This window comes from Sphingomonas sp. SORGH_AS_0438, assembly GCF_031453475.1.
In the GTDB taxonomy this organism is placed as follows: Bacteria; Pseudomonadota; Alphaproteobacteria; order Sphingomonadales; family Sphingomonadaceae; genus Sphingomonas.
The window spans coordinates 1,854,468-1,877,025 of the sequence record NZ_JAVIZS010000001.1 but is presented as its reverse complement, the minus strand read 5'-3'; the positions used below and the strand labels follow the sequence as shown (position 1 = coordinate 1,877,025).

Sequence of the window (22,558 nt, the reverse complement as noted above, 5' to 3'; positions counted from 1 at the left end):
TACCCCGTTCGCCTCGCATGATCACAATGTCATGCCGGCCTAGAAGACTACGTCTATTTGTCGATGCCCTTCGGATGAGCTCGCCTGGATGATAGCATTAGAAGAGCCGTCGCCTCCTGAACGGTCTTCACGTTCAGGCGGGCCAGCATGTTGGCGCGGTGCATTTCGACGGTTCGGATGCTCAAGTCGAGATCGAACGCGACCGCCTTGTTCTGCTTTCCCTCGCTTATGCCGATGAGAACATCATGTTCGCGCGGTGTCAAAGCCCTGATTTTCTGTCGGGCCATATCTTCGGTGCTGCGAATTGTTTCCCGATCCGCCCAATCTTGAAGGGCCCTTGCGAGCAGCTTTTCCAGTCTGTGGCGGGTAAAGGGCTTTCTCACAAAGTCATACGCGCCCAGCCGCATGGCCTGCACCGCCATCGGGATATCGCCATAAGCCGTCATCGCGATGACCGGCCAATCGCAACCGCGCCGGGACAGCTCGGTCAGGACATCGAAACCCGAACGGTCCGGCATCTTCATGTCGAGAAGGATCAAGCCAGGCGCACAATCTCCGATTGCATCAAGAAAATCATCGCCATTGCCGTAAGGGTTTGCGCAATATCCGATATCCTCGATCAAATCGGCAGCGGCTATTCTAAAACCTGCTTCATCATCAATGACATGGACAATAGCATGCTTGGAAACGTCATTCATGGTCCAAATTACCTTTGCAACGAGTTGCACTTCATCGCGCCGCCGGCAAATCACCAAATTTTAGGCGCCGTCTATGACAAATCTGGCCGGGTAACATTTTCTAGACGTCGATCCTTCATCGAAGGACATGGGCCGGATCATGGAGCGGCGATCCGGTCATGGCTGCTGGGGAATTGCGTTGAACATCAATGTCCTGCCCGACCTGACTGCCTGTGACCGGGAACCGATCCACCGTCCTGGTGCGATCCAGGCGTTCGGCTTCCTCCTTGCGATCACATCCGACTGGCTCATCGTCAGCGCGTCCGACAACGTGCAGGAGCATTTCGGCCAGCCTGCATCGACGCTGCTGGGCGCGATGCTGAACGATGTGTTCGACCGAGAGGCGGTCCATAGCCTGCGCAACCGACTGGCACAGGTCCAGGGCACCGGTTGTCTGGAGCGCATCTTCGGCCTCGATCTCTTCGGGACGGGCCGGCTGTTCGACTGTGCCGTCCACTATTCCGACGACCTCGCGATCCTCGAGGCCGAGCCCAACCAACGGAGCAGCATCGCCGAGGTGGCAGGCCTGGTCCGCTCGATGACGAGCAGGCTCGATGCCGAGCGTGATCTGGATGCGTTTGTCCGGCAAGGCGCACGCCAGATGCATCTTCTCACCGGGTTTGACCGGGTGATGGCGTACCGCTTCGACCAGGACGGGTCCGGCGAAGTCGTGGCGGAATCGGTCCGGCACGGTGTCGCGCCGCTTCACGGGCTGCACTTCCCGGCAAGCGACATCCCGCAACAAGCCCGCGCGCTCTATCTTCGCAACCCGTTCCGCTTCATCGTCGATGTGGGACAGGCGCCAGTGCCCATCCTGTCGGTCGACCGAAAAGACAGCGGCGCGCTCGATCTGTCATCGTCGGTCCTGCGCGCCGTCTCGCCCGTCCACATCCGCTACCTTCGGAACATGGGCGTGACCGCCTCGCTGTCGGTATCGATCATCGTGGAAGGTCGGCTCTGGGGTCTGTTCGCCTGTCATCACTTCCGCCCACGATGCCTGGCTTTCGATCTCCGGACGGTCGTCGAACTGTTCGGTGAGATGTTCTCGCTGCGTCTCGAAAACCGCATGCGCAAGGCCATCGCCGCCAGACAGGCGCTGGCACGCCGCACCGGTGCCCAACTGCTCGCGTCGATCGCCGCCGATCCTGGCCTGCTGACCGATCCCGACCGCCTGATGGTCATGCTGAGGGACATCCTTCCCTGCGACGGGGTGGCGGTGCAGGTCGGCGACCGCCTGGCGGCAAGCGGGATCGCGCCCGCCGTGGGGGATGTGCCAGCCATCGCGCGGCACCTGCATTCCCTTGCGGGGGACGAGATTTTCATATCGGATCATCTCATATCCCACCTGCCCGAGGCCTGCGCGCCGGACCGGGGGGCGGCCGGTCTGATCGCCATCCCGATCAGCACGGAACCCGGTGACTATCTGATGCTGTTCCGGCGCGAGCGCATCCGATCGGTGACCTGGGCTGGCGACCCCGGTGACGCGTTCAAATCGGATGCCTCCGCCGCCAGCCTGTCGCCCCGGACCAGTTTCGCCGCATGGAAGGAGGAGGTGCGACAGCGGTCGAGTCCATTCACGGCCGACGAACAGGCGGCCGCCGAAACCTTGCGCGTCGCGATGATCGAGGTCGTGCTCAAGCTTGCGGGGACGGCCGGGACGAAGCGACAGCGGGCGCTTCGACAGCAAGAGGTGTTGATCGCGGAACTCAACCATCGGTTGCGCAATATCCTGACGCTCGTCAGCGCCCTGATCTCCCAATCCCGAGAGGGTTCATGGGATGATGGAGGCAGCACCGTGCTGGAGGCGCGAATCCGCACGCTCGCCCGTGCGCATGACCAGATCGCACGCTACGACTGGGCACCGGCCGACCTGCGCCAGATGATCGAGGATCAGGCCGATCAATATGCGGGTGCCTGCCGCTTTCAGATCGAGGGGCCGCCGATCCTGCTGGAGCCCGCGGCCTATGTGACCTTTTCGCTCGTCCTCCACGAGCTCCTGACCAATTGCTGCAAATATGGGGCCGTCTTGGCCAGTGGTCGCGTCGATATCCATTGGCAACGCGACGGCGACGGCGGCCTTGCGGTCGATTGGCGCGAATGCTGCGGCCCCGTTTCAGGGGGCGATCGGCGGCATGGTCTCGGCACCACCATTCTCGAACGATTGGTGCCGCACGATCTCGGCGGCACCGCTACCCTTTCGTTCGACGCGTCCGGTGTCCGAGCGCGCTTCGTCATACCGCCCCGCTTCGTCAGCACCCCCCAGGACGGACAATCCGGCACAAGCGCCGCCGCTCCTGTTCGCCCGGGTGAAGCGCTCGTCGCACCCAGGATCGACGGGACCGTGCTGCTTGTGGAGGACAGCCTCCTGATCGCCATCCATGCCGATGCCCTGTTGTCGAGGGTCGGCGTCAAGAATGTCGTGATCGCGGCGACGGTGGCGGACGCCTTTGATCGGATACGAACCTGCGCCCCCGCCTTGGCGATCTTGGACTTCGCTCTCGGGGAGGCTGACAGCCTTCCGATCGCCGATCATCTGCTGAGGAACGGCATCCCCTTCATGTTCGCGACCGGTTATGGCGAGCAGCTTCGCCTCCCCGAGCGGCACGCCCATGTCCCGGTTCTCCAAAAGCCCTATGGTGAAGCCGCGTTGATCTCGGCGCTCATCGCGGTCTTTCCGGGCGATCGGCAGGTGCTTGGGCAACATGGCGACTCGTAGAATTACCCCTGCTTACAGACATGGCGGTTTGCTGTCGGTTTTCTCTACCCGCTCCATATCCGCATTGAGCCTACGGATTTCCGCCATTCGGGCGTCTGGCCGCGCTTCGCGGGGCACCTGGCTGTTGCGCGAGGCACGCTGACCTGGTCAGGTACGGGATCGACGACTGCAACGCATAGAGACAGTTGTCCAGCGGCAACGGGGTGTGACGGCGTAATACTGCACCATCGCCTCCTCGGCCTCAGACAAGGTGGAGGAATGCGGAGCCTTCAACTCGGTCTTCAGCTCCTCGACCGTCGCCCGCTCGCGCTATTTCGGCACTATCTTTAGGTTGATTCCCGGGGCACGGTCCACAAAATGATAGGTAAGCCGATTTCTGAGAAATGCCGTAACTACATATTGTCGGTGGCTGATAAATAGCGGGTGTAATATGGGTTGTTCGTATTAGGGGTAAGTCCGAACGGACCGGTGGTCGAATCTGGAATATGCCCTCCGCGATGGGCAATTCGACGTCGTTTATTTTTCTCCGGATGAAGTCGAACCCAAAGAATATAGGGTCGAACGCCGCGAGCGCTCGCTGCCGCGGCATTTCGGGGAGAAGCCGATCGTTCACCCCCCTGTGGATTTGGACGATGAAGTGCAGAGCTAACGACCTGTAGGCCATGCCGGTCGGGCATCTGGTGGAAGTCCAAAATCATCCGATGATCCAACCGCCCGGCTTCGTCCGACCAACGGCGCCATTGGCTCCCCTGGCGAATCTCCATGCCATCGCGTCGTTGACCTCGGCTGCGTGGCGGCGCAACGGGGGTGGGGGAGGGGTGTCATGACCGTTTCGACTTCACCGTCGCACCGCCGGGTGCTGGCCGCCAGTTTCGTCGGCACCACAATCGAATTCTACGATTTCTATGTCTATGCCACCGCCGCCGCGCTGGTATTCGGCGAGCTGTTCTTTCCCAAGGGCGCGCCCGGCACACAGCAGCTCGCGGCCTTTGCCACGCTCGCCGTCGCCTTCTTCGCGCGGCCGATCGGCAGCCTGGTGTTCGGCCATTTCGGCGACCGGGTCGGGCGCAAGTCGACCCTGGTCGCCTCGCTGCTGACGATGGGCGTATCGACCACGCTGGTCGCGGTGCTGCCGACCTATGCTACCGCCGGCTGGATTGCCCCGTTCGCGCTCTGCCTGCTGCGCTTCGGGCAGGGGTTCGGCCTGGGTGGCGAGTGGGGCGGGGCAGCGTTGCTGGCCGTGGAACATGCGCCGCCGGGCTGGCGCGCCCGCTATGGCAGCGCACCGCAACTCGGTGCGCCGGCGGGCTTCATCGCCGCCAACGGCCTGTTCCTTCTGATCGGCCTGTGGCTGACCCCGGCGGAGTTTCGCGACTGGGGCTGGCGCATCCCCTTTGTCATCAGCGCGGCCCTGGTCGCGGTCGGCCTGTGGATCCGGTTGAAGCTGACCGAGACGCCGGAATTCGCCGCCTCGCTGGAGGTCGCGCCGCCGCCCGCCGTGCCGATCGCGGAACTGTTGCGACGGCATGGCGGGGCGACGCTGGCGGGGACGGTCGGCGCGATCGCCTGTTTCGCCGCCTATTATGTCGGTACCGCCTTCCTGCTCGGCTATGGCACCAAGACGCTGGGCTTCCCGATGCAGCAATTCCTGCTGATGCAGCTGGGCGCGATCCTGTTCATGGCGGTCGGCATCTATCTGGCTGCCTGGCTGGCCGATAACCGCTGGGACGAGCGGCGGGTGCTGGCGGGCGGCTGCGTCGCAACGGTGCTGATCGGCTTCACCATCCAGCCGCTGATGAACGGATCGGCGGCGGGGGCCTTCGCCTTCCTGGCGCTGACCTTGTTCGCGATGGGCTTTGTCTATGGTCCGCTCGGCGCGTGGCTGCCGGGGCTGTTCCCGGCCCGGGTACGCTATACGGGCGCGTCGATGGCGTTCAACGTCGCGGGCGTGATCGGCGGCGGACTGACCCCGCTGGTCGCACAGGGCCTGGCGATGGAGCGCGGGCTATGGGCGGTCGGCCTGTATCTCAGCGCGGCGGCGGGGCTGAGCCTGATCGCGCTGGTCGCGATCCGGCCCGCCCCGACCATGCCTCACGCCTGACGGAGAAGGGTCAGCCGGGCCTTGCCATGCACCCGGCTGACATCAACGGTGAAGCCGGCGACCTCGACCGTCTCAGCGCGGGCGGTTTCGATGCTGACCCAGGTGGCAGGACCGATCCAGCCGAGCCGCGCCAGCTTGTCGAGCGCCACGCTGCCCGCACCGGTGCCATAGGGCGGGTCCATCATCATCAGGTCGAGCGGCGCACGCGCCGGCCCCAGCGCCATCACTGATCCCGCGCGCACGTCACCCTTGGCCCCCAGTTTCTGGAGATTGGCCTTGAGCGTGTCGAGGGCGGGCCGGTCCTGCTCGACGAACAGGCAGGTCGCGGCCCCGCGCGACAGCGCCTCGATGCCCAGCGCGCCCGAGCCGGCGAACATATCGGCGACGGCCAGCCCCTCGAACGTCCCGAGACGGCTGGTCAGCATTGAGAACAGCGCCTCGCGCGTGCGGTCGGCGGTGGGGCGAGTCGCCTCGCCCAGCGGTGCGGCGAGCGGGCGGCCGCGCCATTGTCCGGCAATGACCCGCATGGCTCAGCGCTTTCCCTTGGGCGCGCGGGGCGGATGGCCGCGCCCGCCGGACGGTCCCTTGCCCGGTCGCGAAGCGCCGCCGCCCGGCGTGCGGGCGCCGAAGCCGTTCGGCGTGAAGCCGCCGCCGCGCGACGCCGGCCGACCCTGTGCCGGCCGCGCGTCACGCTCGTCACCCCGGGGGGCACGACGGTCGGTCGAAGGACGGCCCTCTCCGAAACGGTCCCGGCCGCGCTCGCCCTCAACGCGCTGGGCGCGCGGCGCGGCACTCGACCGGTTGCCGGCGGAGGGATCGCCCGTGCCCCGGCGCGGCTGCCGATCGGTGGCGGCGCGATCAGCGCCGGTCCGGTTGCCCTGCGGGCTGCGATCGCTTCGCGCGGGGCGTTCGCTCGCGTCCCGGCCGGGGCGCTGGCCCCCGACGGTGCGATCGTCACGGGCCGGACGCCGGCCGTCATCGGGGCGGGCGGCGCGAGGCCGGTCGGCATTCTGGGCGGACGGGCGGGCGGGACGGTCGCCACCCTCGACGGGGCGGCGGTCGTCGCGGTCCGGCTGGTTCGGGCGACTGGGCCGGGTGCGCGAACCCCAGCCGCCGCTCGTGGCCTGTGCGCGCGGGGCGGGGGCGACGCGACGGCGACCCTCCGGCTCGCGCCGGGGGGGCGGGGGGACTTCGGGCTCGGCCGCCACCGGCGCCGCGATCTTGGGGGCGGGGCGCGCCTCGACCGTCACCAGCGTCGCCAGGTCCGCGCCCTTGCCGCGCCGGGGGCCGGTCAGCGTCTTGGCGAAGGCGACCAGATCGTGCTGCTTCACCTCGCCCACCGCGCCGGGCGGCAGGTCGCCGAGGATGAAGGGGCCGTAGCGGGTGCGGATCAGCCGGCCGACCTGGAGACCGAGATGCTCCAGCACGCGCCGGACCTCACGATTCTTGCCCTCGGTCAGCGTCATCTCGATCCAGACATTGGCGCCGGTCCGCCGCTCCAGATTGGCGTCGATCGAGCCATAGCGGACGCCGTCGATCTCGATGCCGTGGATCAGCTCCTCCAGCATCGCCTGGGTCACGTCGCCATAGGCGCGCGCGCGATAGGTGCGCTCGACCCCGGTCGCGGGCAGTTCCAGCTGGCGCTTCAGCCCGCCATCGGTGGTGAGCAGCAACAGCCCCTCGGTATTCAGGTCGAGCCGGCCGACCGGCATGGTCCGCGGCAGGTCGCCGGGCAGCCGGTCGTAGATGGTCGGGCGGCCGACCGGGTCCCATTCGGTCACCAGCAGCCCGACCGGCTTGTGATAGAGGAACAGCCGGGCCGCCTCGGGCGGGGCGACGGGCTCGCCGTCGACGGTCACGCCCTTCAGGCTGGTCAGGATGGTGGCGGGCGTATCGAGCAGCGTGCCATGGAGCGCGATCCGCCCCTCGGCGATCATCTTCTCGATGTCGCGGCGCGAGGCGATGCCGGCGCGGGCGAGCAGCTTGGCGATGCGGTCGCCCTTGGGGCGATCGCCCCCGGACTTGGTCTCTTCGGTCATGCAGGGCCGAATACATCCGAATGACCGCCGGAGCGAAAAAAACTTTGCGACTTGCACGGGCCGGACGCGTTATGATCCCCAGGCGAAACGAATGGGCGACCTGATGCTGTTCGGGAGGAAGAAAAGACAGATCGTCAAGCTGTTGGTCGTCGAGGACGAACCACTGGTGGCGTTCGATGCCGAGCATGTCCTGTCGGACGCCGATTACGAGATCGTCGCTACCGTCGACAAGGTGGCGGACGCGGTGGCGTTGCTGGCGGACGGGGTGGAGATCGACCTGGTGCTGGTCGACGTCAACCTGGCGGACGGGTCGGGGGTCGATGTCGCCCGTGCGGCACAGGCGCGCGAGGTGCCGGTGCTGTTCGTCACCGGAGCCTGCCCGCCCGAGGCGATCGAACTGGCGGCGGGATGCTTGTCCAAGCCCTATGCGCAGCGCGACCTGCTCGGCGCGATCACCGCGATCGAGGACGGGATGCAGGGCAAGCCGCCCCGCCGTCTGCCGCCCGGCTTTCGCCTGTTCGTCCAGGCCGCCTGATCTTCCTTCCGCCTGATTACCCTCTATGATCGCTCGTTTCGGGTGCCTCGACATCGCGGGGCCGGGGAGCGTTGATGACGGATCGGGTACAGGGTGGCTGGTGGCAGGGGATACGCCCCTATTTCGAACGCGAACCGGTCGCCGCCTTCGCGCTCGGCATCTCCTCGGGCTTTCCCTATGCGATGATCGGCGCGACGCTGACCACGCGGCTGGCGCAGGACGGCATCGACAAGGCGACGATCACCGCCTTCACGCTCGGCTTCCTGGTCTATAACCTCAAGCCGTTCTGGGCGTGGGTGGTGGACGGCGTTCGGCTGCCGCTGATCGGCCGGCTGGGCCAGCGCGTGTCGTGGCTGGTCTTCGCCGGCATGCTGGTGATGGCGGCGGTCGCGAACCTGGCCTTTGTCGATCCCCGGCTGTCGCTCGGCGCGACGGTGGTCGCGGCGGTGCTGGTCGGCTTTGCCGGCGCGACCTTCGACATCGTCATCGACGCTTACCGGATCGAGACGCTGAAACCCTATCAGCTCGGCGTCGGCTCGGGCATGACGCAATATGGCTGGCGCATCGGCTCGGTGCTGGCGGGGTCGCTGGCGCTGGTGCTGGCGGCACGGATCGGCTGGGGTGGAGCCTATCTGGCCTGCGCCGTCTTCGCCCTGCCGGCGATGCTGACCGGGCTGCTGCTCGGTGAGCCGGAGCGGCACCGCGAGCCGACCGCCCGGCGCGGGGTGGGCGAGGTCGTCGCCTCCATCATCGGGCCGTTCGCGGAATTCTTCCGCCGGCAGGGTGCGATGGTGATCCTGGCCTTCATCCTGATCCACAAGATCGGCGATACGCTGGGGCAGCTGGTGCTGCGGCTCCTGCTCAACGACCTGGGATTCTCGAACGACGAGATCGCGATCTACGACATCGGGATCGGCTTCTGGGCCTATCTGGTCGGCATCTTCATCGGCGGCGCGATCTATGCGCGGCTGGGGCTCAAGCGGTCGGTGCTGATCAGCCTCCTGCTCATGGCGGTGTCCAATGCCAGCTTCGCCTGGCTGGCGGCGAGCGGCCACAGCAACTGGGGACTGGCCGGCGCGATCGGCTTCGAGAATATCGCCAGCGGCATCGGCGGCGTGACGGTCATCGCCTATTTCTCGGCGCTTTGCGACCTGCGATATACCGCCTCGCAATATGCCCTGATCTCGGCGGCGGCGAGCATCGTCGGCAAGGCGCTCACCGCCACCACGGCGGGCGGGCTGGTCGAGCGGATCGGCTATGTCGACTTCTATCTGCTGACCACCGTCATCGCGCTGCCCGGCGTGGTGCTGTTCTGGTGGATGAGCCGCAGCGGGCTGATCGATCGGTCGATCGGCTCCGCCGGCACCGCCGGGCCGGGCGACGCGCGGAATACGGGGCAGGGCGACGTCATCGACGTGTGACGTCGCGCCCCGGGCCGGGAGCGGCTGGGGTCAGCCCAGCTGCAACCGCGCCCGCGCCGCGGCATATTCGCGCATAAGCCGGGCGATGCGGTCACCGACCGGCTCGACCCGGTCGACCGCGCCGATGCCCTGGCCCGATCCCCAGATATCCTTCCACGCCTTGGCCTTGGAGCCGCTGTCGCCGCCGAAGTTCATCGTCTTGAAATCGCCCTCGGGCAGCGCGTCGGGGTCCAGGCCGGCGGCGACGATCGACTGGCGAAGGTAATTGCCGTGGACGCCGGTGAACAGGTTCGAATAGACGATGTCGCGCGCCCGGCCGTCGACGATCCCCTGCTTATAGGCAGGATCGGCATTCGCCTCGGTCGTGGCGATGAAGGGCGAGCCGATATAGCCGAAATCCGCGCCCATCGCCTGCGCCGCCAGCACCGCGCCGCCGGTCGCGATCGATCCGGACAGCGCGAGCGGGCCGTCGAACCATTGGCGGATCTCCGCGATCAGCGCGAAGGGGGAGAGACGACCGGCATGGCCGCCCGCGCCCGTCGCCACCGCGATCAGCCCGTCCGCGCCCTTGTCGACCGCCTTGTGCGCGAAGGTGTCGTCGATCACGTCATGGAGCGTGATCCCGCCCCAGCCATGGACGGCGGTGTTCAGATCCTCGCGCGCGCCGAGCGAGGTGATGACGATCGGCACCTTCCATTTGGCGCAGGTTTCCAGGTCCGCCTCCAGCCGGTCGTTGGAGCGGTGCACGATCTGGTTGACCGCGAAGGGGGCGGAGGGCGCGTCCGGATGCTCGCGATCATGCGCGGCGAGTTCCTCGGTGATGCGGTGCAGCCATTCGTCGAGCATCGCCTGCGGCCGGGCGTTCAGCGCCGGGAAGGAGCCGACAATCCCCGCCTTGCACTGGGCGATCACCAGCTCCGGGCCGGAAATGATGAACATGGGCGAAGCGATCACCGGCAGTCGCAGCCGGTCGAAGATGGCAGGGAGCGTCATGGGGCGGGAGCCTAACGACGCGAAGGCCGCTGTCCAGCGCTTGCGAAGCCCGGTTGGCCGCCGCATAGGTCAGCCGTCCTGACGTCCGGAGTTCCCGATGAAGCTTGCCGTAGCGTTGCTGCTGTCCCTGACCGTTTCCGCGCCCGCCATCGCGGCGGGACAATTGTCGAAGAATGTCGTGCCCCTGCTCTATGACATCGACGTTCGGCCCGATGCGAAGGCGATGACCTTCGCCGGCCGCGAATCGGTGACGGTCGATGTGAAGGCGCCGACGACCACGCTGACCCTCAACGCCGCCGAGATCGAGGTGACGCAGGCGACGTTCGACGGCAAGCCGGTGAAGGTCGCCGCCGACGCGCAGGCGCAGACGCTGACCGTGACGCTGCCCCAGGCCGCCAGCGTCGGCCAGCATCGGCTGACCTTCGCCTGGACGGGCAAGATCAACACCTCGGCCGCCGGCCTGTTCGCGATCGACTACAGCAATCCGGACGGCAGCCAGTCGCGCATGCTGGCGACCCAGTTCGAGGCGCCCGACGCGCGCCGCTTCGCACCGATGTGGGACGAGCCGGCGTTCAAGGCCAAGTTCCGCCTGACCACCAGCGCGCCGGCCGGGCAGACTGCCTTCTCCAACATGCCCGCCGCCTCGGTGACCAAGCAGGCGGACGGCAGCCAGCTCTATCGCTTCGGCGAGACGCCGGTCATGTCCAGCTATCTGCTGTTCCTGGGTATGGGCGATGTCGAGCGCAAGACGGTCACCTCGGGCAACACCCAGATCGGCGTCATCACCCGTCGCGGCGTCGTCGACCAGGGCGACTATGCGCTAGCCTCGGCCACCCGGCTGCTGACCTATTACAACGACTATTTCGGCCAGCTCTACCCGCTGCCCAAGATGGACATGATCGCGGGGCCGGGTTCCAGCCAGTTCTTCGGCGCGATGGAGAATTGGGGCGCGATCTTCTATTTCGAGCCCGAATTGCTGTTCGACCCGGCGCGCACCACCGAGAGCGGCCGCCAGCGCATCCACACCGTCGTCGCGCATGAAATGGCGCATCAATGGTTCGGCGATCTCGTCACCATGGCCTGGTGGGACGATCTGTGGCTGAACGAGGGCTTCGCCTCCTGGATGGAGGGCAAGGCGACCAACGACCTGAACCCCAGCTGGAAGGCGGCGGATGCCGCGATCGCCTTCGAACGGGAAAGCGCGATGGCGATCGACGCGACCCAGGCGACGCATCCGATCATCCGCCATGTCGAGACGGTCGACCAGATCAGCGACGCGTTCGACGGCATCACCTATGCCAAGGGGCAGGCCGTGATCGGGATGCTGGAAAGCTGGCTGGGCGAGAAGCCCTTCCGCGACGGCATCCGCCGCTACATGGCCAAGTACAAGTACGGCAACACCGTCACCGACCAGCTCTGGGGCGAGCTGTCGGCCGCGACCGGCAAGAACGTCGCCGAGGTGGCGCGCGACTATACGTTGCAGGGCGGCGTGCCGCTGGTCACCATGACCGGCGCGCGCTGCACGGGCGGCAACACGGTGGTCACGCTGACCCAGAGCCGCTTCGGCCTGGATGAGGCGTCGCGCACCCCGCAGACCTGGCACGTGCCGATCAAGCTGGCGACGCTGGGCGGCGCCACGACCGATGCGATCGTGACGGGCGCGTCGCCCAGTTCGGTGACGGTCAAGGGTTGCGGCACGCTGGTGCTGAACCAGGGCAAGGGGTCGTACACGCGCGTCCAATATGACGATGCGACCCATGCCGCGATCGTGCGCGACTATACCCGCCTGGCGCTGGGCGACCGGCTGGGTACGCTGGGTGACGATTATGCGCTGGCGGCGGGCGGCTATCAGGACCTGTCGCGCTATTTCGCGGTGCAGGACCGGGTGGGCGTCACCGCCGATCCGCTCGAATGGTCGCTGGTCGCCGCCAAGCTCGGCGCGCTGACCGGCCTCTACCAGAACACGCCGCTGGAGGCGAAGCTCCAGGCCAAACAGGCCGCGCTGTTCGCTCCCGTGCTGGCGCGGATCGGGTTCGAGGCGAAGCCGGGCGAGTCGGCGCTGGTGTCGAACCTGCGCGAGACGCTGATCGGCCGGCTCGGCTATCTGGGCGATGCGCAGGTCGCGGCGCGGGCGCGTCAATATGTCGGCCAACTCGCCGCCAATCCGACCGCGATCCCGCCGGCGATCCGCAACCCCATCCTGTCGACCTTCGCTACCAATGCGACGCCGGCCGAATGGGACCAGCTGTTCGCGCTGACCCAGGCAGAGCGTTCGCCGGTCGCCAAGAACCGCTTCGTGTCGCTGCTCGGTGCGGCGCGCGACGAGGCGCTGGCGAAGCGCGCGCTGGAATTGCTGAAGGGCAAGGCGCTGACCGACCCGCAAAAGGCCAGCCTGTTGCGCGCGATCGCCGGATCGCATCCCGATCTGGCGTTCGACTGGGCGGTGGCGAACCGCGACCTGGTCAACGGCTTTGTCGAGCAGAGCTCGCAGGCGCGCTACATCCCGTCGCTGGGCGGCGGGTCGAACGATCCGGCGATGCCGGGCAAGATCAAGGCCTATGCCTCGCAGTTCCTGCCCGAATCCGCGCGCAACGTGGCGGAACAGACGGTGTCGCTGATCGCGGTGCGCAAGGCGGTGGCCGATCGCCTGCGCCCGGCGACCGAGCGCTGGCTGGCGCGCTGAGCCACGCCTGACAAAGGCTGGTCCGGGTCAGTCGATCCGGACCAGCGTCTCGGCATAGGTGCGGCCGCGCGTCGCATAATGGGCGGCGGACCGGCGCAGACCCTCCAGGGCGGCATCGTCCAGCGTCCGCACCGCCCGCGCCGGGCTGCCGATGATCAGGCTGCGCGGCGGGAAGGCCTTGCCCTCCGTCACCAGCGCGCCCGCGCCGACCAGGCAATCCTCGCCGATCACCGCATGGTTGAGGATGATCGCGCCCATGCCGACCAACACCCGCGCGCCGATCGTGCAGCCATGCAGGATGGCATGATGGCCGATGGTGCAGTCCTCCGCGACGCTCAGCGGCGCGCCGGGATCGGAATGGAGCATCGCGCCATCCTGCACATTGCTGCGTGCGCCGATCGTGATCGCCGTATTGTCCGCGCGGATCACCGCGCCGAACCAGATGCTGGCCTCCGCCTCCAACACCACGTCGCCGATCAGCTCGGCGGAGGGCGCGACCCAGGCGGTCGGCGAAAGGGTTGGGCGGCGGTCGCCAAGGGCATAGAGGGCCATGGTCGATAGCGTGACATGGCGGCGGGGGACGTGTCGAGCGGCATCCGGTCGGCTCGCCGCCTCGCGCTCCATCTCTCGGAATAGCCGGCGGATTTTTCCTTGTCGCCATCGGCGGGAGGGATCAGGCTGATGCCATGGCCTTTGTCAGCATCACCCGCCTGCGCATCCGCAGCGTTCGCTTCATGCCGGGTTTCGCCGTGCATACGCTCCGCTCGCTGCACCAGGTGCGTCGGGCCGAGGGGCTGCTCGGCGGATCGCTGCTGGCGGATGCGCGGCTGGTGTTCTGGACGATGACGATCTGGACGGATCAGGCAGCGATGCGTCGTTACATGACGAACGGCGCGCATCTGAAGGCGATGCCGTATCTGCTCCACTGGTGCGACGAGGCGAGCATCGTCCATTGGACGACGGATGATATCGCCACGCCGTCCTGGCAGGAGGCGGACCGGCGGATGCGGGACGAGGGGCGTCCGTCCAAGGTCCGCCACCCGAGCACCGATCATCAGGCCTTGCGCTTCGCTCCGCCCCGACCCCGGACCGGCGGCCCGATCCGGCCGGTCCGCCCCTGAGCACCGGGTGGCGGAAGGCCCCCCGGACGCCATGGTCATCCGACCCATGGCGCCGGGGGAGGGCGATCAGGCAGACGTGTCCAACGTCGCCATGTCGATGACGAAGCGATATTTCACGTCGCTCTTCACCATCCGGTCATAGGCGGTGTTGATCTCGGCCATGTCGATCATCTCGACATCGGCGGTCAGGCCATGCTCGACGCAGAAATCGAGCATCTCCTGCGTCTCGGCGATGCCGCCGATCAGCGAGCCGGCGATCGCGCGACGCTTGAACACCAAGTCGCCGACCGAGGGGGAGGGGTGCGGCGTTTCCGGCACGCCGACCAGCGTCATGGTGCCGTCGCGCTTCAACAGCCGCAGGAACGGGTCGAGATCGTGCGCGGCGGCGACCGTGTTCAGGATGAAGTCGAAGCTGTTGGCGTGCTCCGCCATCGCGTCCGCATCGCGGGACACGATCAGGTCCTTGGCGCCCAGGCGCTTCGCATCGTCGCGCTTGTTGGGCGAGGTCGAGAAGACATAGACCTCCGCGCCCATCGCGGCGGCGATCTTCACGCCCATATGGCCGAGCCCACCCAGCCCGACGATGCCGACCTTCTGGCCCGGCCCGACCTTCCAATGCTTGAGCGGCGAATAGGTGGTGATGCCGGCGCAGAGCAGCGGCGCGACCGCCGCCAGATCCTGTTCCGCATGGCCGACGCGCAGCACGAAGTCCTGATCGACGATGATATGGTCGGAATAGCCGCCGAACGTATGGCCGCCCATCACCGGCTCCGGCCCGTTATAGGTGCCGACGAAGCCCGTCGTCTCGCAATATTGCTCCTCGCCCTCGCGGCAGGAGGGGCATTCGCCGCAGCTGTCGACCATGCAGCCGACGCCGACCGTGTCCCCGACCTGGAAGCGCGTGACGGCGGAGCCGATCGCGGTCACCGTGCCGACGATCTCATGCCCGGGCACGCAGGGATAAAGCGTGCCGGCCCATTCGCCACGCGCGGTGTGCAGATCGGAATGGCAGACGCCGCAAAAGCGGATGTCGATCGCCACGTCGTTCGGCTGCGGATCGCGTCGCTCGAACGAGAAGGGGGCAAGGGGCATGTCGCCGGACTGGGCGGCATAGCCATGGGCAGTGCTGGTCATCGAAACCTCGGTCAATAAACGAAAAGGGGCGGCACCCGCGAAACGGGTGCCGCCCCGGCATGAACGCGCGAAGCTCAGGCGAGGCTCAGGCCCACATCCACATTATCGCGGGTCGCGTTCGAGTAGGGGCAGATCTGGTGCGCGGTCTCGACCAGCTTCTCCGCCTGATCGCGCTCGATCCCCGGCAGGTCGACGACCAGATCGGCGGTGATGCCGAAGCCGCCGGCCGCGCGGGGGCCGATGCCGACCGTCGCGGTCACCGAGGTGTCGTCGGGCACCTTCACCTTCAGCTGCTGGCCGGCGACCTTCAGCGCGCCGATGAAACAGGCCGAATAGCCGGCAGCGAAGAGCTGCTCCGGATTGGTGCCGTCGCCGCCCGCGCCGCCCAGCTCCTTGGGCGTCGACAGCTTCGCCGTGAAGCGGCCATCCTCGCTCTTCGCGGAGCCTTCGCGGCCGCCCGTGGCGGTGGCGGTGGTGGTGTATTTCACATCTATCGACGACATCGTCATTCCTTCATGCTGAAATCCTTATCGTGATATATGTACGGGAACGGCAATCGTCCAGACGCATTTGAGTACCAGTGGCAAAAAGGTGTAACATACTCGAATGACCGCTCGATTGTCCCATCCCGTACCGCTGGACGACCAGCTCTGCTTCGCCCTCTACGGCGCCTCGATGGCGATGACGCGCGCGTATAAACCGCTGCTCGACAAGCTGGGCATCACCTATCCCCAATATCTGGTGCTCCACGCCTTGTGGGAGGAGGATGGGCGGACGATCGGCCAGCTCGCCGAACGTCTGTCGCTCGAATCCAGCACGATCACGCCGCTGGTCAAGCGGCTGGAGGCCGCCGGCATCGTCACCCGTTCGCGCGACCCCAAGGACGAGCGCCATGTCCATGTTCTGCTGGCACCGCCGGGCGAGGCGTTGAAGGCGGATGCCGAATGTCTGGCGGAGACGATCTTCGCGCGCACCGGCCTGTCGCTGGCGGACATGCAGGCGCTCAACCGTCAGGTGCAGACGCTGCAACGCGCGCTGTCCACGCCGGAGGCCTGACCGGCCGCCGGGCCCCGACCGCTCACCCCTCGGCGAGCAGTCGGTAGCCGACCCCCAGTTCGTTGGCGATCAGCGACCCGACCGGACCCGGCGCCTCCAGCTTCTGGCGCAGGTTGCGCACGACGATGCGGAGATATTCGATCCGTGCATCCTCCTCGCCCCGCCACGCGGCGGCGAGGATGCGGTCGTGCAGCACCACCCGCCCGGCATGATGGGCGAGCTGCGCCAGCACGTCATATTCCTTGCGGGTTAGATGCACCTCCGCCCCGTCCCGCGTGACGATGCGGCGGTCGAGGTCGATCGCCACTGCGCCGCGCCGCACCAGCCGGGGCGCGACCGGATCGCGGTGGCGCAGCGCGACGCGCAGCCGGGCGAGCAGTTCCTCGCTGTCGAACGGCTTGGTGACGTAATCCGCCGCGCCCAGGTCCAGCGCCGCGACCTTCTGATCGGTCGATTCGCGCGCGGACACGACCAGGATCGCGACATCGCCCGACCGGCGCAGCAGCGGCACCAGTTCCAGCCCGTCGCGATCGGGCAGGCCGAGGTCGAGCAGCACCGCATCCGGGGTCTCGGTGCGGAATTGATCCAGCGCTTCGCGCCCGTTGCGCGCCTCGACCACGCGATAGCCGGCGCGCTCCAGCGTGTTGCGGAGCAGGCGGCGGATCGGCTGGTCGTCATCGACGACGAGAATGGTGGCGGGCATCACACTTTCATATCGCGTTGGGCGGTGTCCGCACCACCAAAGCGGGCGGGAAGGACAGGCTGAACCGCGCGCCGCCGCCGTCCGGTCGATTGGCGGCTTCTATGCCGATTTCCATCGCCTCGGCAAAGGCCTTGACGATGGCGAGGCCGAGACCCGTGCCGCCGACCGCGCGGTCGCCGCCCTCGAACCGGCGGAACGTCTCGAACACCTCCGCCTCGCGGCCGGGCGGCAGGCCGGGGCCCTGGTCGAGGATCGACAGGCAGAGCCGGCCGAACCGATGCGTCCCCTCGATCACGATCGGGGTGCCCGGATCGCCATAGCGCCCGGCATTGTCGAGCAGGTTGAGCAGGCAATGGTGGAGCAGATGCGGGTCGGCGCGGACCAGGGGCAGGTCGGGCGGCACGTCGAGCCGCAAGGGATGGCCCTCCAGCGCGCGGCGCGCGTCATGCGCCGCGCTCGCGACTGCGTCGCTCAAGTCGATCGCATCGATCTGGAGCTTGAGCGCGCCCGCCTCCACGCGCGCCATGTCGAGCAGATTGGCGACGAAGCGGTTGAGGCGCAGCGCCTCGGTCTCCACGGTCACCAGAAGCGGATCGTCATGGCGATGGCGCAACTCGGCGGTAGCGGCCAGCACGGCGGTCAGCGGCGTCCGCAGGTCGTGGCTGACCGAGGAGAGCAGCGCGCCGCGCAGCCGGTCGCGGGTGCGGATCGCCTCCAGGTCGCGCATCTCCCCCTCCAGTCGATAGCGTTCGAGGACCAGCGCGGCCTGGTCAAGCAGGCTGACCAGCAGCGGCATCCGGTCGGGCCGGATCGGATCGCCCGCCTGCGGATCGGACAGGCCCAGCACCGCCAGCACCCGCTCGCCCGCGACCAACGGCAGGAACAGCCATTCGGACGCGGCGAGCGTGCCCGATCCCTTGCCGGCGGCGGCGCGCGTGTCGTGCGCCCAGGTCGCGGCGGCGAGGTCCATCGTGTCGAGGTTATACTCGCTGTCGCTGGCCGCCTGCACGACCATGCCGCGCCCCTCGGCGGGGGCGAGCAGCACGGCACGCCCGTCGAACAGCCGCGCGATCTCCGCGCAGATCGTCCGCCGCACCGGCTCGACCGCGCCAAGCGCGGTCAGTTCGCGCAGGAAGCCGGCCAGCGTCGCATTGGCATTGGCGCTGGCGGCGGCGAGATCGGCCTGCGCGCGGACGCGGGCGGTCAACTGGCTGGTGACGATGGCGACGCCCATCAGGACCAGCACCGAGACGACATTCTCCGGATTGCTGATCGACAGCGTCCCGGTCGGCGGCAGGAAGAAGAAGTTGTACGCCAGGCACGAGGCGAGGCCGCCATAGAGGCCGGTGCGGAGTCCGAACAGGCTGGCCGCCGCCATGACCGGCAACAGATAGAGCAAGGCGATATTGCCGAGCGCCAGTACCTGGAACAACAGGGTGCCGAGCGCGGTGACGCCCGCGACCATCAGCGTCGTCCAGACATAGCCGGCGCGCGATCCCCAGGACGCCGCCGTGACCGGGCGGGCGACGCGGGCGGCGCGCGGCGTATCGGCGAGCGGCATGACATGGACGGTGACGCCGGGCAGCTCGCGCACCAGCCGGTCGACGACCGATCCGTGTAGCAGCTCGAACCAACGGCTGCGCACCGTCTTGCCGACGATCAGCTGGGTGGCGCGCGCCTCGACCAGATGCGCCTTCAGCCCCTCCACCACCTGGACGGCGGGAACGGTGGCAATGCGGCCGCCGAGCCTGGTCGCCAGGTTGAGCGTCGTGGCCAGCCGGCGGTGATCGTCGGCGCCGAAATTCTGCTGGCGGGGCGTCTCGATGAACAGCGCGGTCCAGGGGGCGTGGAGCGCATCGGCCAGCCGCTTGGCGAAACGGACCAGCCCTTCCGCGCCGGGCAGTTCGTTGATCGCGACCACGATCCGCTCGCCGCCGGCCCAGGTGCCGCCGACGCCCAGGCTGCGGACATGGTCCAGCATCTGCGCGTCGACCGCCTGCGCGGCGCGGCGCAGCGCCAGTTCGCGGAGCGCCGACAGGTTGGACTTGGAGAAGAAATGGCCGAGCGCCCGCGTCGCCTCCTCGGGCAGATAGACCTTGCCCGCCTTCAACCGTTCGATCAGCTCGTCGGGCGGGATGTCGACCACCTCGATCTCGGCGGCCTCCAGTACCCGGTCGGGCACCGTCTCGCGCACGCGGACGCGGGTGAAGCTGGCGACGACGTCGTTGAGGCTCTCGACATGCTGGATGTTGACGGTGGAATAGACGTCGATCCCCGCCGCCAGCAGCTCCTCGACATCCTGATAGCGTTTGGGATGCCGGCTGCCCGGCGCATTGGTGTGGGCGAGTTCGTCGACCAGCACCAGCCGGGGATGGCGGGCCAGGACCGCGTCCAGGTCCATCTCGTGCAGCAGGTGCGCGTCATGCGTGACGGCGCGGCGGGGAACGATCTCCTGCCCGCGGGTCAGCGCCTCGGTCTCGGCGCGGCCATGCGTCTCGACCACGCCGATCACCACGTCGACGCCGTCGCGGCGTCGCGCCGCCCCCTCGGACAGCATCTCGAACGTCTTGCCGACGCCGGGAGCGGCACCCAGGAAGATCTTCAGCCGGCCGCGCCCCTCCGCCTGGGCCTGGCGGAGGAGCGCGTCGGGATCGGGGCGGGCGGGGTCGCTGTCCGGCATCGGCGATGGGGGTCAGCGGCGGGCGGCGGCGTCGAGCGCGCGGTTGAGCGCCAGGACGTTCACGCGCGGATCGCCGAGCAGCGGCCGCACCGTGATCGACGCGACCAGCGCGCGGACCCGGTCGAGCGGCAGGCGGCGCGCGGCGGCGATGCGCGGCGCCTGCGCCATCGCGGCGGCCGGCGACAGGTCCGGGTCGAGGCCGGAGCCGCTCGCCGTGACCAGATCGGCGGGCAGGGGGCCGGTGACCCCGGCGGCCCGGGCGGCGGCGACATCCGCCTTCACCCGGTCGACCAGCGCCTGCGACGTCGGTCCGAGGTTGGAGCCGGACGAGGCCATGCCGTCATAGCCCTTGCCCGCCGCCGAGGGGCGGGTGCGGAAATAGCGGTCGCTGGTGAAGGCCTGCCCGACCACGGTCGACCCGATCGCCTGTCCGGTCGCGTCGCGCACCAGGCTGCCGTTCGCCTGGGCGGGGAACAGCAGCTGGCCGATCCCCGTCATCGCCAATGGATAGGCGAGGCCGAGCAGCGCGGCGAACAGGAGCGCCAGCACGATCGCCGGACGCAGTGCGGTGGTGAAATCCTTGCCCATGAGATATGTCCTTACGCGAGGCCGAGGCCGCCGACCACGAGGTCGATGATTTTGATGCCGACGAACGGCGCGATCAGCCCGCCCAGGCCATAGACCGCCAGGTTGCGCGCGAGCAGCGGCCCGGCCGCCATCGGTCGATAGGTCACGCCCTTCAACGCCAGCGGCACCAGCAGCGGGATGATCAGCGCGTTGAAGATGATCGCCGACAGGATCGCCGATTGCGGCGTCGCCAGTCCCATGACGTTGAGCACGCCCAGCCCCGGATAGAGCGCGACGAACATCGCCGGGATGATCGCGAAATATTTCGCCACGTCATTGGCGACCGAGAAGGTCGTCAGCGCGCCGCGCGTCATCAGCAACTGCTTGCCCAGGCCGACGACCTCGATCAGCTTGGTCGGGTCGCTGTCCAGGTCGACCATGTTGCCCGCCTCGCGCGCGGCCTGGGTGCCGGTGTTCATCGCCACGCCGACATCGGCCTGGGCGAGGGCAGGCGCGTCGTTGGTGCCGTCGCCGCACATCGCGACCAGCCGGCCGCCGGTCTGCTCCTGCCGGATCAGCGCCAGCTTGTCCTCCGGCGTCGCCTGCGCCAGGAAGTCGTCGACCCCAGCCTCGGCGGCGATGGCGGCGGCGGTCAGCGGGTTGTCGCCGGTGATCATCACCGTGCGGATGCCCATCTGGCGCAGCTCGCCGAAGCGTTCGCGGATGCCGGCCTTCACCACGTCCTTCAAGAAGATCGCGCCGAGCAGCCGGCCGTCCTGCGCCACCGCCAGCGGCGTGCCGCCGGCCCGCGCGATCTCGTCGGTGATGCGGCGGAGTTCGGTCGCCGTCGCCGTCTCGCTGAGGCCCGGATGCGCGCGCAGGATCGAGTCCACCGCGCCCTTCTGGATCAGCGTGTCGCCGATCGCCACGCCCGAGGTGCGGGTCTGGGCGGTGAAGGGGATGACCTCCGCCCCCGCCGGCAGCGCGGCGATGGTGACGCCGAAATCCTGCCGGGCGAGCACGACGATCGAGCGGCCCTCGGGCGTCTCGTCGGCCAGGCTGGCGAGCAAGGCCGCCTCCGCCAGGTCCTGCGCCGGGGTGCCGCCGACGGGGCGGAACTCGCTCGCCTGCCGGTCGCCGATGGTGATCGTGCCGGTCTTGTCGAGCAGCAGCACGTCGACATCGCCCGCCGCCTCCACCGCCCGGCCCGATTTGGCGAGGACGTTGAAGCGGACCAGCCGGTCCATGCCGGCGATGCCGATCGCCGACAGCAGCGCCGCGATCGTCGTCGGGATCAGCGTGATCAGCAGCGCGGCCAGGATCGCGACCGGGATCGATCCGCCGGCATAGGTGGCGAAGCCCGGGATGGTGGCGACCGCGATCAGGAAGATGATGGTCAGCCCGACCAGCAGCAGCGTCAGCGCGATCTCGTTGGGCGTCTTCTGCCGCTCGGCCCCCTCGACCAGCGCGATCATCCGGTCGAGGAAACCCTTGCCCGGCTCCACCGTCACCTTGACGCGGATCTCGTCGGAGATGACGCGCGTGCCCGCCGTCACCGCCGACCGGTCGCCACCCGCCTCGCGGATCACCGGCGCGCTCTCGCCGGTGATCGCGGCCTCGTTGACCGAGGCGACGCCGGCCACGACCTCGCCGTCCGACGGGATCAGGTCGTTGGTCTCGACCAGTACCACGTCGCCGATGCGCAGCTGGCTGGCGGGTACGTCGTCCCAGTCGCGGCCATCGCCCTTCAGCCGCTTGGCGGTCAGTTCCGCCTTGGCGGCGCGGAGCGATGCGGCCTGCGCCTTGCCGCGTCCCTCGGCCAGCGCCTCGGCGAAGGTACCGAACAGCACCGTCAGCCACAGCCAGACGACCAGTTGCAGCTTGAAGCCGAGGGTCAGTCCGTCATGGCCGATGACCAGCAGCACGGTCATCAGCGCGGCGACCACCGCGGTCACGAACATCACCGGGTTGCGGATCAGGTCGCGCGGGGAGAGTTTCAGGAACGACGCCTGGATCGCCGGCACGACGAGGTCGGCCGTGAACAGGCTCTTTGCTTGGGATTTCGCCACCTT

18 protein-coding genes are annotated in these 22,558 nt (G+C 68.1%); 7 read left to right on the top strand and 11 right to left on the bottom strand.

What is annotated here, in order from left to right:
* Window positions 1–53: 53 nt before the first annotated feature.
* Window positions 54–698: a response regulator gene (locus QE452_RS08695; protein WP_309658649.1), complete on the bottom strand. Its 645-nt coding sequence runs from the start codon at window positions 696–698 to the stop codon at window positions 54–56.
* A 178-nt stretch (window positions 699–876) separates the two neighbouring features.
* On the opposite strand from QE452_RS08695, the gene QE452_RS08690 reads away from it, so the two are divergent.
* Window positions 877–3,453 (top strand): HWE histidine kinase domain-containing protein, encoded by a 2,577-nt coding sequence (locus QE452_RS08690; RefSeq protein ID WP_309658650.1) that lies wholly within the window; start codon window positions 877–879, stop codon window positions 3,451–3,453.
* A gap of 823 nt (window positions 3,454–4,276) precedes the next feature.
* Window positions 4,277–5,554, top strand: a complete 1,278-nt coding sequence (locus QE452_RS08680) for an MFS transporter (protein WP_309658651.1) — start codon at window positions 4,277–4,279, stop codon at window positions 5,552–5,554.
* On the opposite strand, the gene rsmD is transcribed toward QE452_RS08680, so the two are convergent.
* Both rsmD and QE452_RS08670 read right to left on the bottom strand, forming a co-directional pair.
* Window positions 5,545–6,081: a 16S rRNA (guanine(966)-N(2))-methyltransferase RsmD gene (gene rsmD / locus QE452_RS08675; protein WP_125996781.1), complete on the bottom strand. Its 537-nt coding sequence runs from the start codon at window positions 6,079–6,081 to the stop codon at window positions 5,545–5,547. The two genes, QE452_RS08680 and rsmD, sit on opposite strands and share 10 nt — an antisense overlap.
* 3 nt (window positions 6,082–6,084) lie before the next feature.
* Entirely contained in the window at window positions 6,085–7,593 is a 1,509-nt protein-coding gene (locus tag QE452_RS08670; RefSeq protein WP_309658652.1) for a pseudouridine synthase, read from the bottom strand.
* Window positions 7,594–7,696: 103 nt separating this feature from the next.
* On the opposite strand from QE452_RS08670, the gene QE452_RS08665 reads away from it, so the two are divergent.
* Both QE452_RS08665 and QE452_RS08660 read left to right on the top strand, forming a co-directional pair.
* Window positions 7,697–8,128, top strand: a complete 432-nt coding sequence (locus tag QE452_RS08665) for a response regulator (protein WP_309659083.1) — start codon at window positions 7,697–7,699, stop codon at window positions 8,126–8,128.
* 74 nt (window positions 8,129–8,202) lie between these two features.
* The gene (locus QE452_RS08660) at window positions 8,203–9,549 is read left to right on the top strand and encodes an AmpG family muropeptide MFS transporter (protein ID WP_309658653.1); all 1,347 of its coding nucleotides are present in this window, start codon (window positions 8,203–8,205) and stop codon (window positions 9,547–9,549) included.
* A 30-nt stretch (window positions 9,550–9,579) separates the two neighbouring features.
* Here QE452_RS08660 and QE452_RS08655 read toward each other — a convergent pair whose 3' ends face one another.
* The gene (locus QE452_RS08655; protein WP_309658654.1) at window positions 9,580–10,542 is read right to left on the bottom strand and encodes a nitronate monooxygenase family protein; all 963 of its coding nucleotides are present in this window, start codon (window positions 10,540–10,542) and stop codon (window positions 9,580–9,582) included.
* A gap of 97 nt (window positions 10,543–10,639) precedes the next feature.
* Here QE452_RS08655 and QE452_RS08650 point away from each other — a divergent pair, with 97 nt between their 5' ends.
* Window positions 10,640–13,225: a M1 family metallopeptidase gene (locus QE452_RS08650; protein ID WP_309729876.1), complete on the top strand. Its 2,586-nt coding sequence runs from the start codon at window positions 10,640–10,642 to the stop codon at window positions 13,223–13,225.
* A gap of 27 nt (window positions 13,226–13,252) precedes the next feature.
* Here QE452_RS08650 and QE452_RS08645 read toward each other — a convergent pair whose 3' ends face one another.
* The gene (locus tag QE452_RS08645) at window positions 13,253–13,777 is read right to left on the bottom strand and encodes a gamma carbonic anhydrase family protein (RefSeq protein WP_309658656.1); all 525 of its coding nucleotides are present in this window, start codon (window positions 13,775–13,777) and stop codon (window positions 13,253–13,255) included.
* A gap of 134 nt (window positions 13,778–13,911) precedes the next feature.
* Between QE452_RS08645 and QE452_RS08640 the strand changes: the two genes are divergently transcribed.
* Window positions 13,912–14,346, top strand: a complete 435-nt coding sequence (locus QE452_RS08640) for a DUF3291 domain-containing protein (RefSeq protein ID WP_309658657.1) — start codon at window positions 13,912–13,914, stop codon at window positions 14,344–14,346.
* Window positions 14,347–14,412: 66 nt separating this feature from the next.
* Here QE452_RS08640 and QE452_RS08635 read toward each other — a convergent pair whose 3' ends face one another.
* Window positions 14,413–15,480, bottom strand: a complete 1,068-nt coding sequence (locus tag QE452_RS08635) for an NAD(P)-dependent alcohol dehydrogenase (protein WP_309658658.1) — start codon at window positions 15,478–15,480, stop codon at window positions 14,413–14,415.
* A gap of 74 nt (window positions 15,481–15,554) precedes the next feature.
* Window positions 15,555–15,983, bottom strand: coding sequence for an organic hydroperoxide resistance protein (locus QE452_RS08630; protein WP_405052751.1), 429 nt, complete (start codon window positions 15,981–15,983; stop codon window positions 15,555–15,557).
* 103 nt (window positions 15,984–16,086) lie between these two features.
* On the opposite strand from QE452_RS08630, the gene QE452_RS08625 reads away from it, so the two are divergent.
* On the top strand, window positions 16,087–16,536 hold the full coding sequence (locus QE452_RS08625; protein WP_309658660.1) for a MarR family transcriptional regulator: 450 nt from the start codon (window positions 16,087–16,089) through the stop codon (window positions 16,534–16,536).
* Window positions 16,537–16,558: 22 nt separating this feature from the next.
* Here QE452_RS08625 and QE452_RS08620 read toward each other — a convergent pair whose 3' ends face one another.
* Genes QE452_RS08620 through kdpB form a run of 4 tightly spaced genes read right to left on the bottom strand, consistent with a single transcriptional unit; the run spans window position 16,559 to window position 22,555 of the window.
* Complete coding sequence (locus QE452_RS08620; protein ID WP_309658661.1) at window positions 16,559–17,239, bottom strand: response regulator transcription factor; 681 nt, start codon at window positions 17,237–17,239, stop codon at window positions 16,559–16,561.
* Window positions 17,240–17,246: 7 nt separating this feature from the next.
* A complete protein-coding gene (locus tag QE452_RS08615) occupies window positions 17,247–19,919 on the bottom strand; it encodes a sensor histidine kinase KdpD (RefSeq protein WP_309658662.1) in 2,673 nt (890 codons plus the stop codon).
* 12 nt (window positions 19,920–19,931) lie between these two features.
* Window positions 19,932–20,507, bottom strand: coding sequence for a potassium-transporting ATPase subunit KdpC (gene kdpC, locus QE452_RS08610; RefSeq protein WP_309658663.1), 576 nt, complete (start codon window positions 20,505–20,507; stop codon window positions 19,932–19,934).
* 11 nt (window positions 20,508–20,518) lie between these two features.
* Window positions 20,519–22,555 carry a potassium-transporting ATPase subunit KdpB gene (gene kdpB, locus QE452_RS08605; protein ID WP_309658664.1) on the bottom strand — a complete coding sequence of 679 codons (2,037 nt, stop codon included), beginning with the start codon at window positions 22,553–22,555 and terminating at the stop codon, window positions 20,519–20,521.
* Window positions 22,556–22,558: the final 3 nt, after the last annotated feature.

Bases quoted from the DNA above. Each gene is read 5' to 3' on its own strand.
- QE452_RS08695 (WP_309658649.1), bottom strand. From the start codon at position 698: ATGAATGACGTTTCCAAGCATGCTATTGTCCATGTCATTGATGATGAA.
- QE452_RS08680 (WP_309658651.1), top strand. From the start codon at position 4,277: ATGACCGTTTCGACTTCACCGTCGCACCGCCGGGTGCTGGCCGCCAGT.
- rsmD (WP_125996781.1), bottom strand. From the start codon at position 6,081: ATGCGGGTCATTGCCGGACAATGGCGCGGCCGCCCGCTCGCCGCACCG.
- QE452_RS08670 (WP_309658652.1), bottom strand. From the start codon at position 7,593: ATGACCGAAGAGACCAAGTCCGGGGGCGATCGCCCCAAGGGCGACCGC.
- QE452_RS08665 (WP_309659083.1), top strand. From the start codon at position 7,697: ATGCTGTTCGGGAGGAAGAAAAGACAGATCGTCAAGCTGTTGGTCGTC.
- QE452_RS08660 (WP_309658653.1), top strand. From the start codon at position 8,203: ATGACGGATCGGGTACAGGGTGGCTGGTGGCAGGGGATACGCCCCTAT.
- QE452_RS08655 (WP_309658654.1), bottom strand. From the start codon at position 10,542: ATGACGCTCCCTGCCATCTTCGACCGGCTGCGACTGCCGGTGATCGCT.
- QE452_RS08650 (WP_309729876.1), top strand. From the start codon at position 10,640: ATGAAGCTTGCCGTAGCGTTGCTGCTGTCCCTGACCGTTTCCGCGCCC.
- QE452_RS08645 (WP_309658656.1), bottom strand. From the start codon at position 13,777: ATGGCCCTCTATGCCCTTGGCGACCGCCGCCCAACCCTTTCGCCGACC.
- QE452_RS08640 (WP_309658657.1), top strand. From the start codon at position 13,912: ATGGCCTTTGTCAGCATCACCCGCCTGCGCATCCGCAGCGTTCGCTTC.
- QE452_RS08635 (WP_309658658.1), bottom strand. From the start codon at position 15,480: ATGACCAGCACTGCCCATGGCTATGCCGCCCAGTCCGGCGACATGCCC.
- QE452_RS08630 (WP_405052751.1), bottom strand. From the start codon at position 15,983: ATGTCGTCGATAGATGTGAAATACACCACCACCGCCACCGCCACGGGC.
- QE452_RS08625 (WP_309658660.1), top strand. From the start codon at position 16,087: ATGACCGCTCGATTGTCCCATCCCGTACCGCTGGACGACCAGCTCTGC.
- QE452_RS08620 (WP_309658661.1), bottom strand. From the start codon at position 17,239: ATGCCCGCCACCATTCTCGTCGTCGATGACGACCAGCCGATCCGCCGC.
- QE452_RS08615 (WP_309658662.1), bottom strand. From the start codon at position 19,919: ATGCCGGACAGCGACCCCGCCCGCCCCGATCCCGACGCGCTCCTCCGC.
- kdpC (WP_309658663.1), bottom strand. From the start codon at position 20,507: ATGGGCAAGGATTTCACCACCGCACTGCGTCCGGCGATCGTGCTGGCG.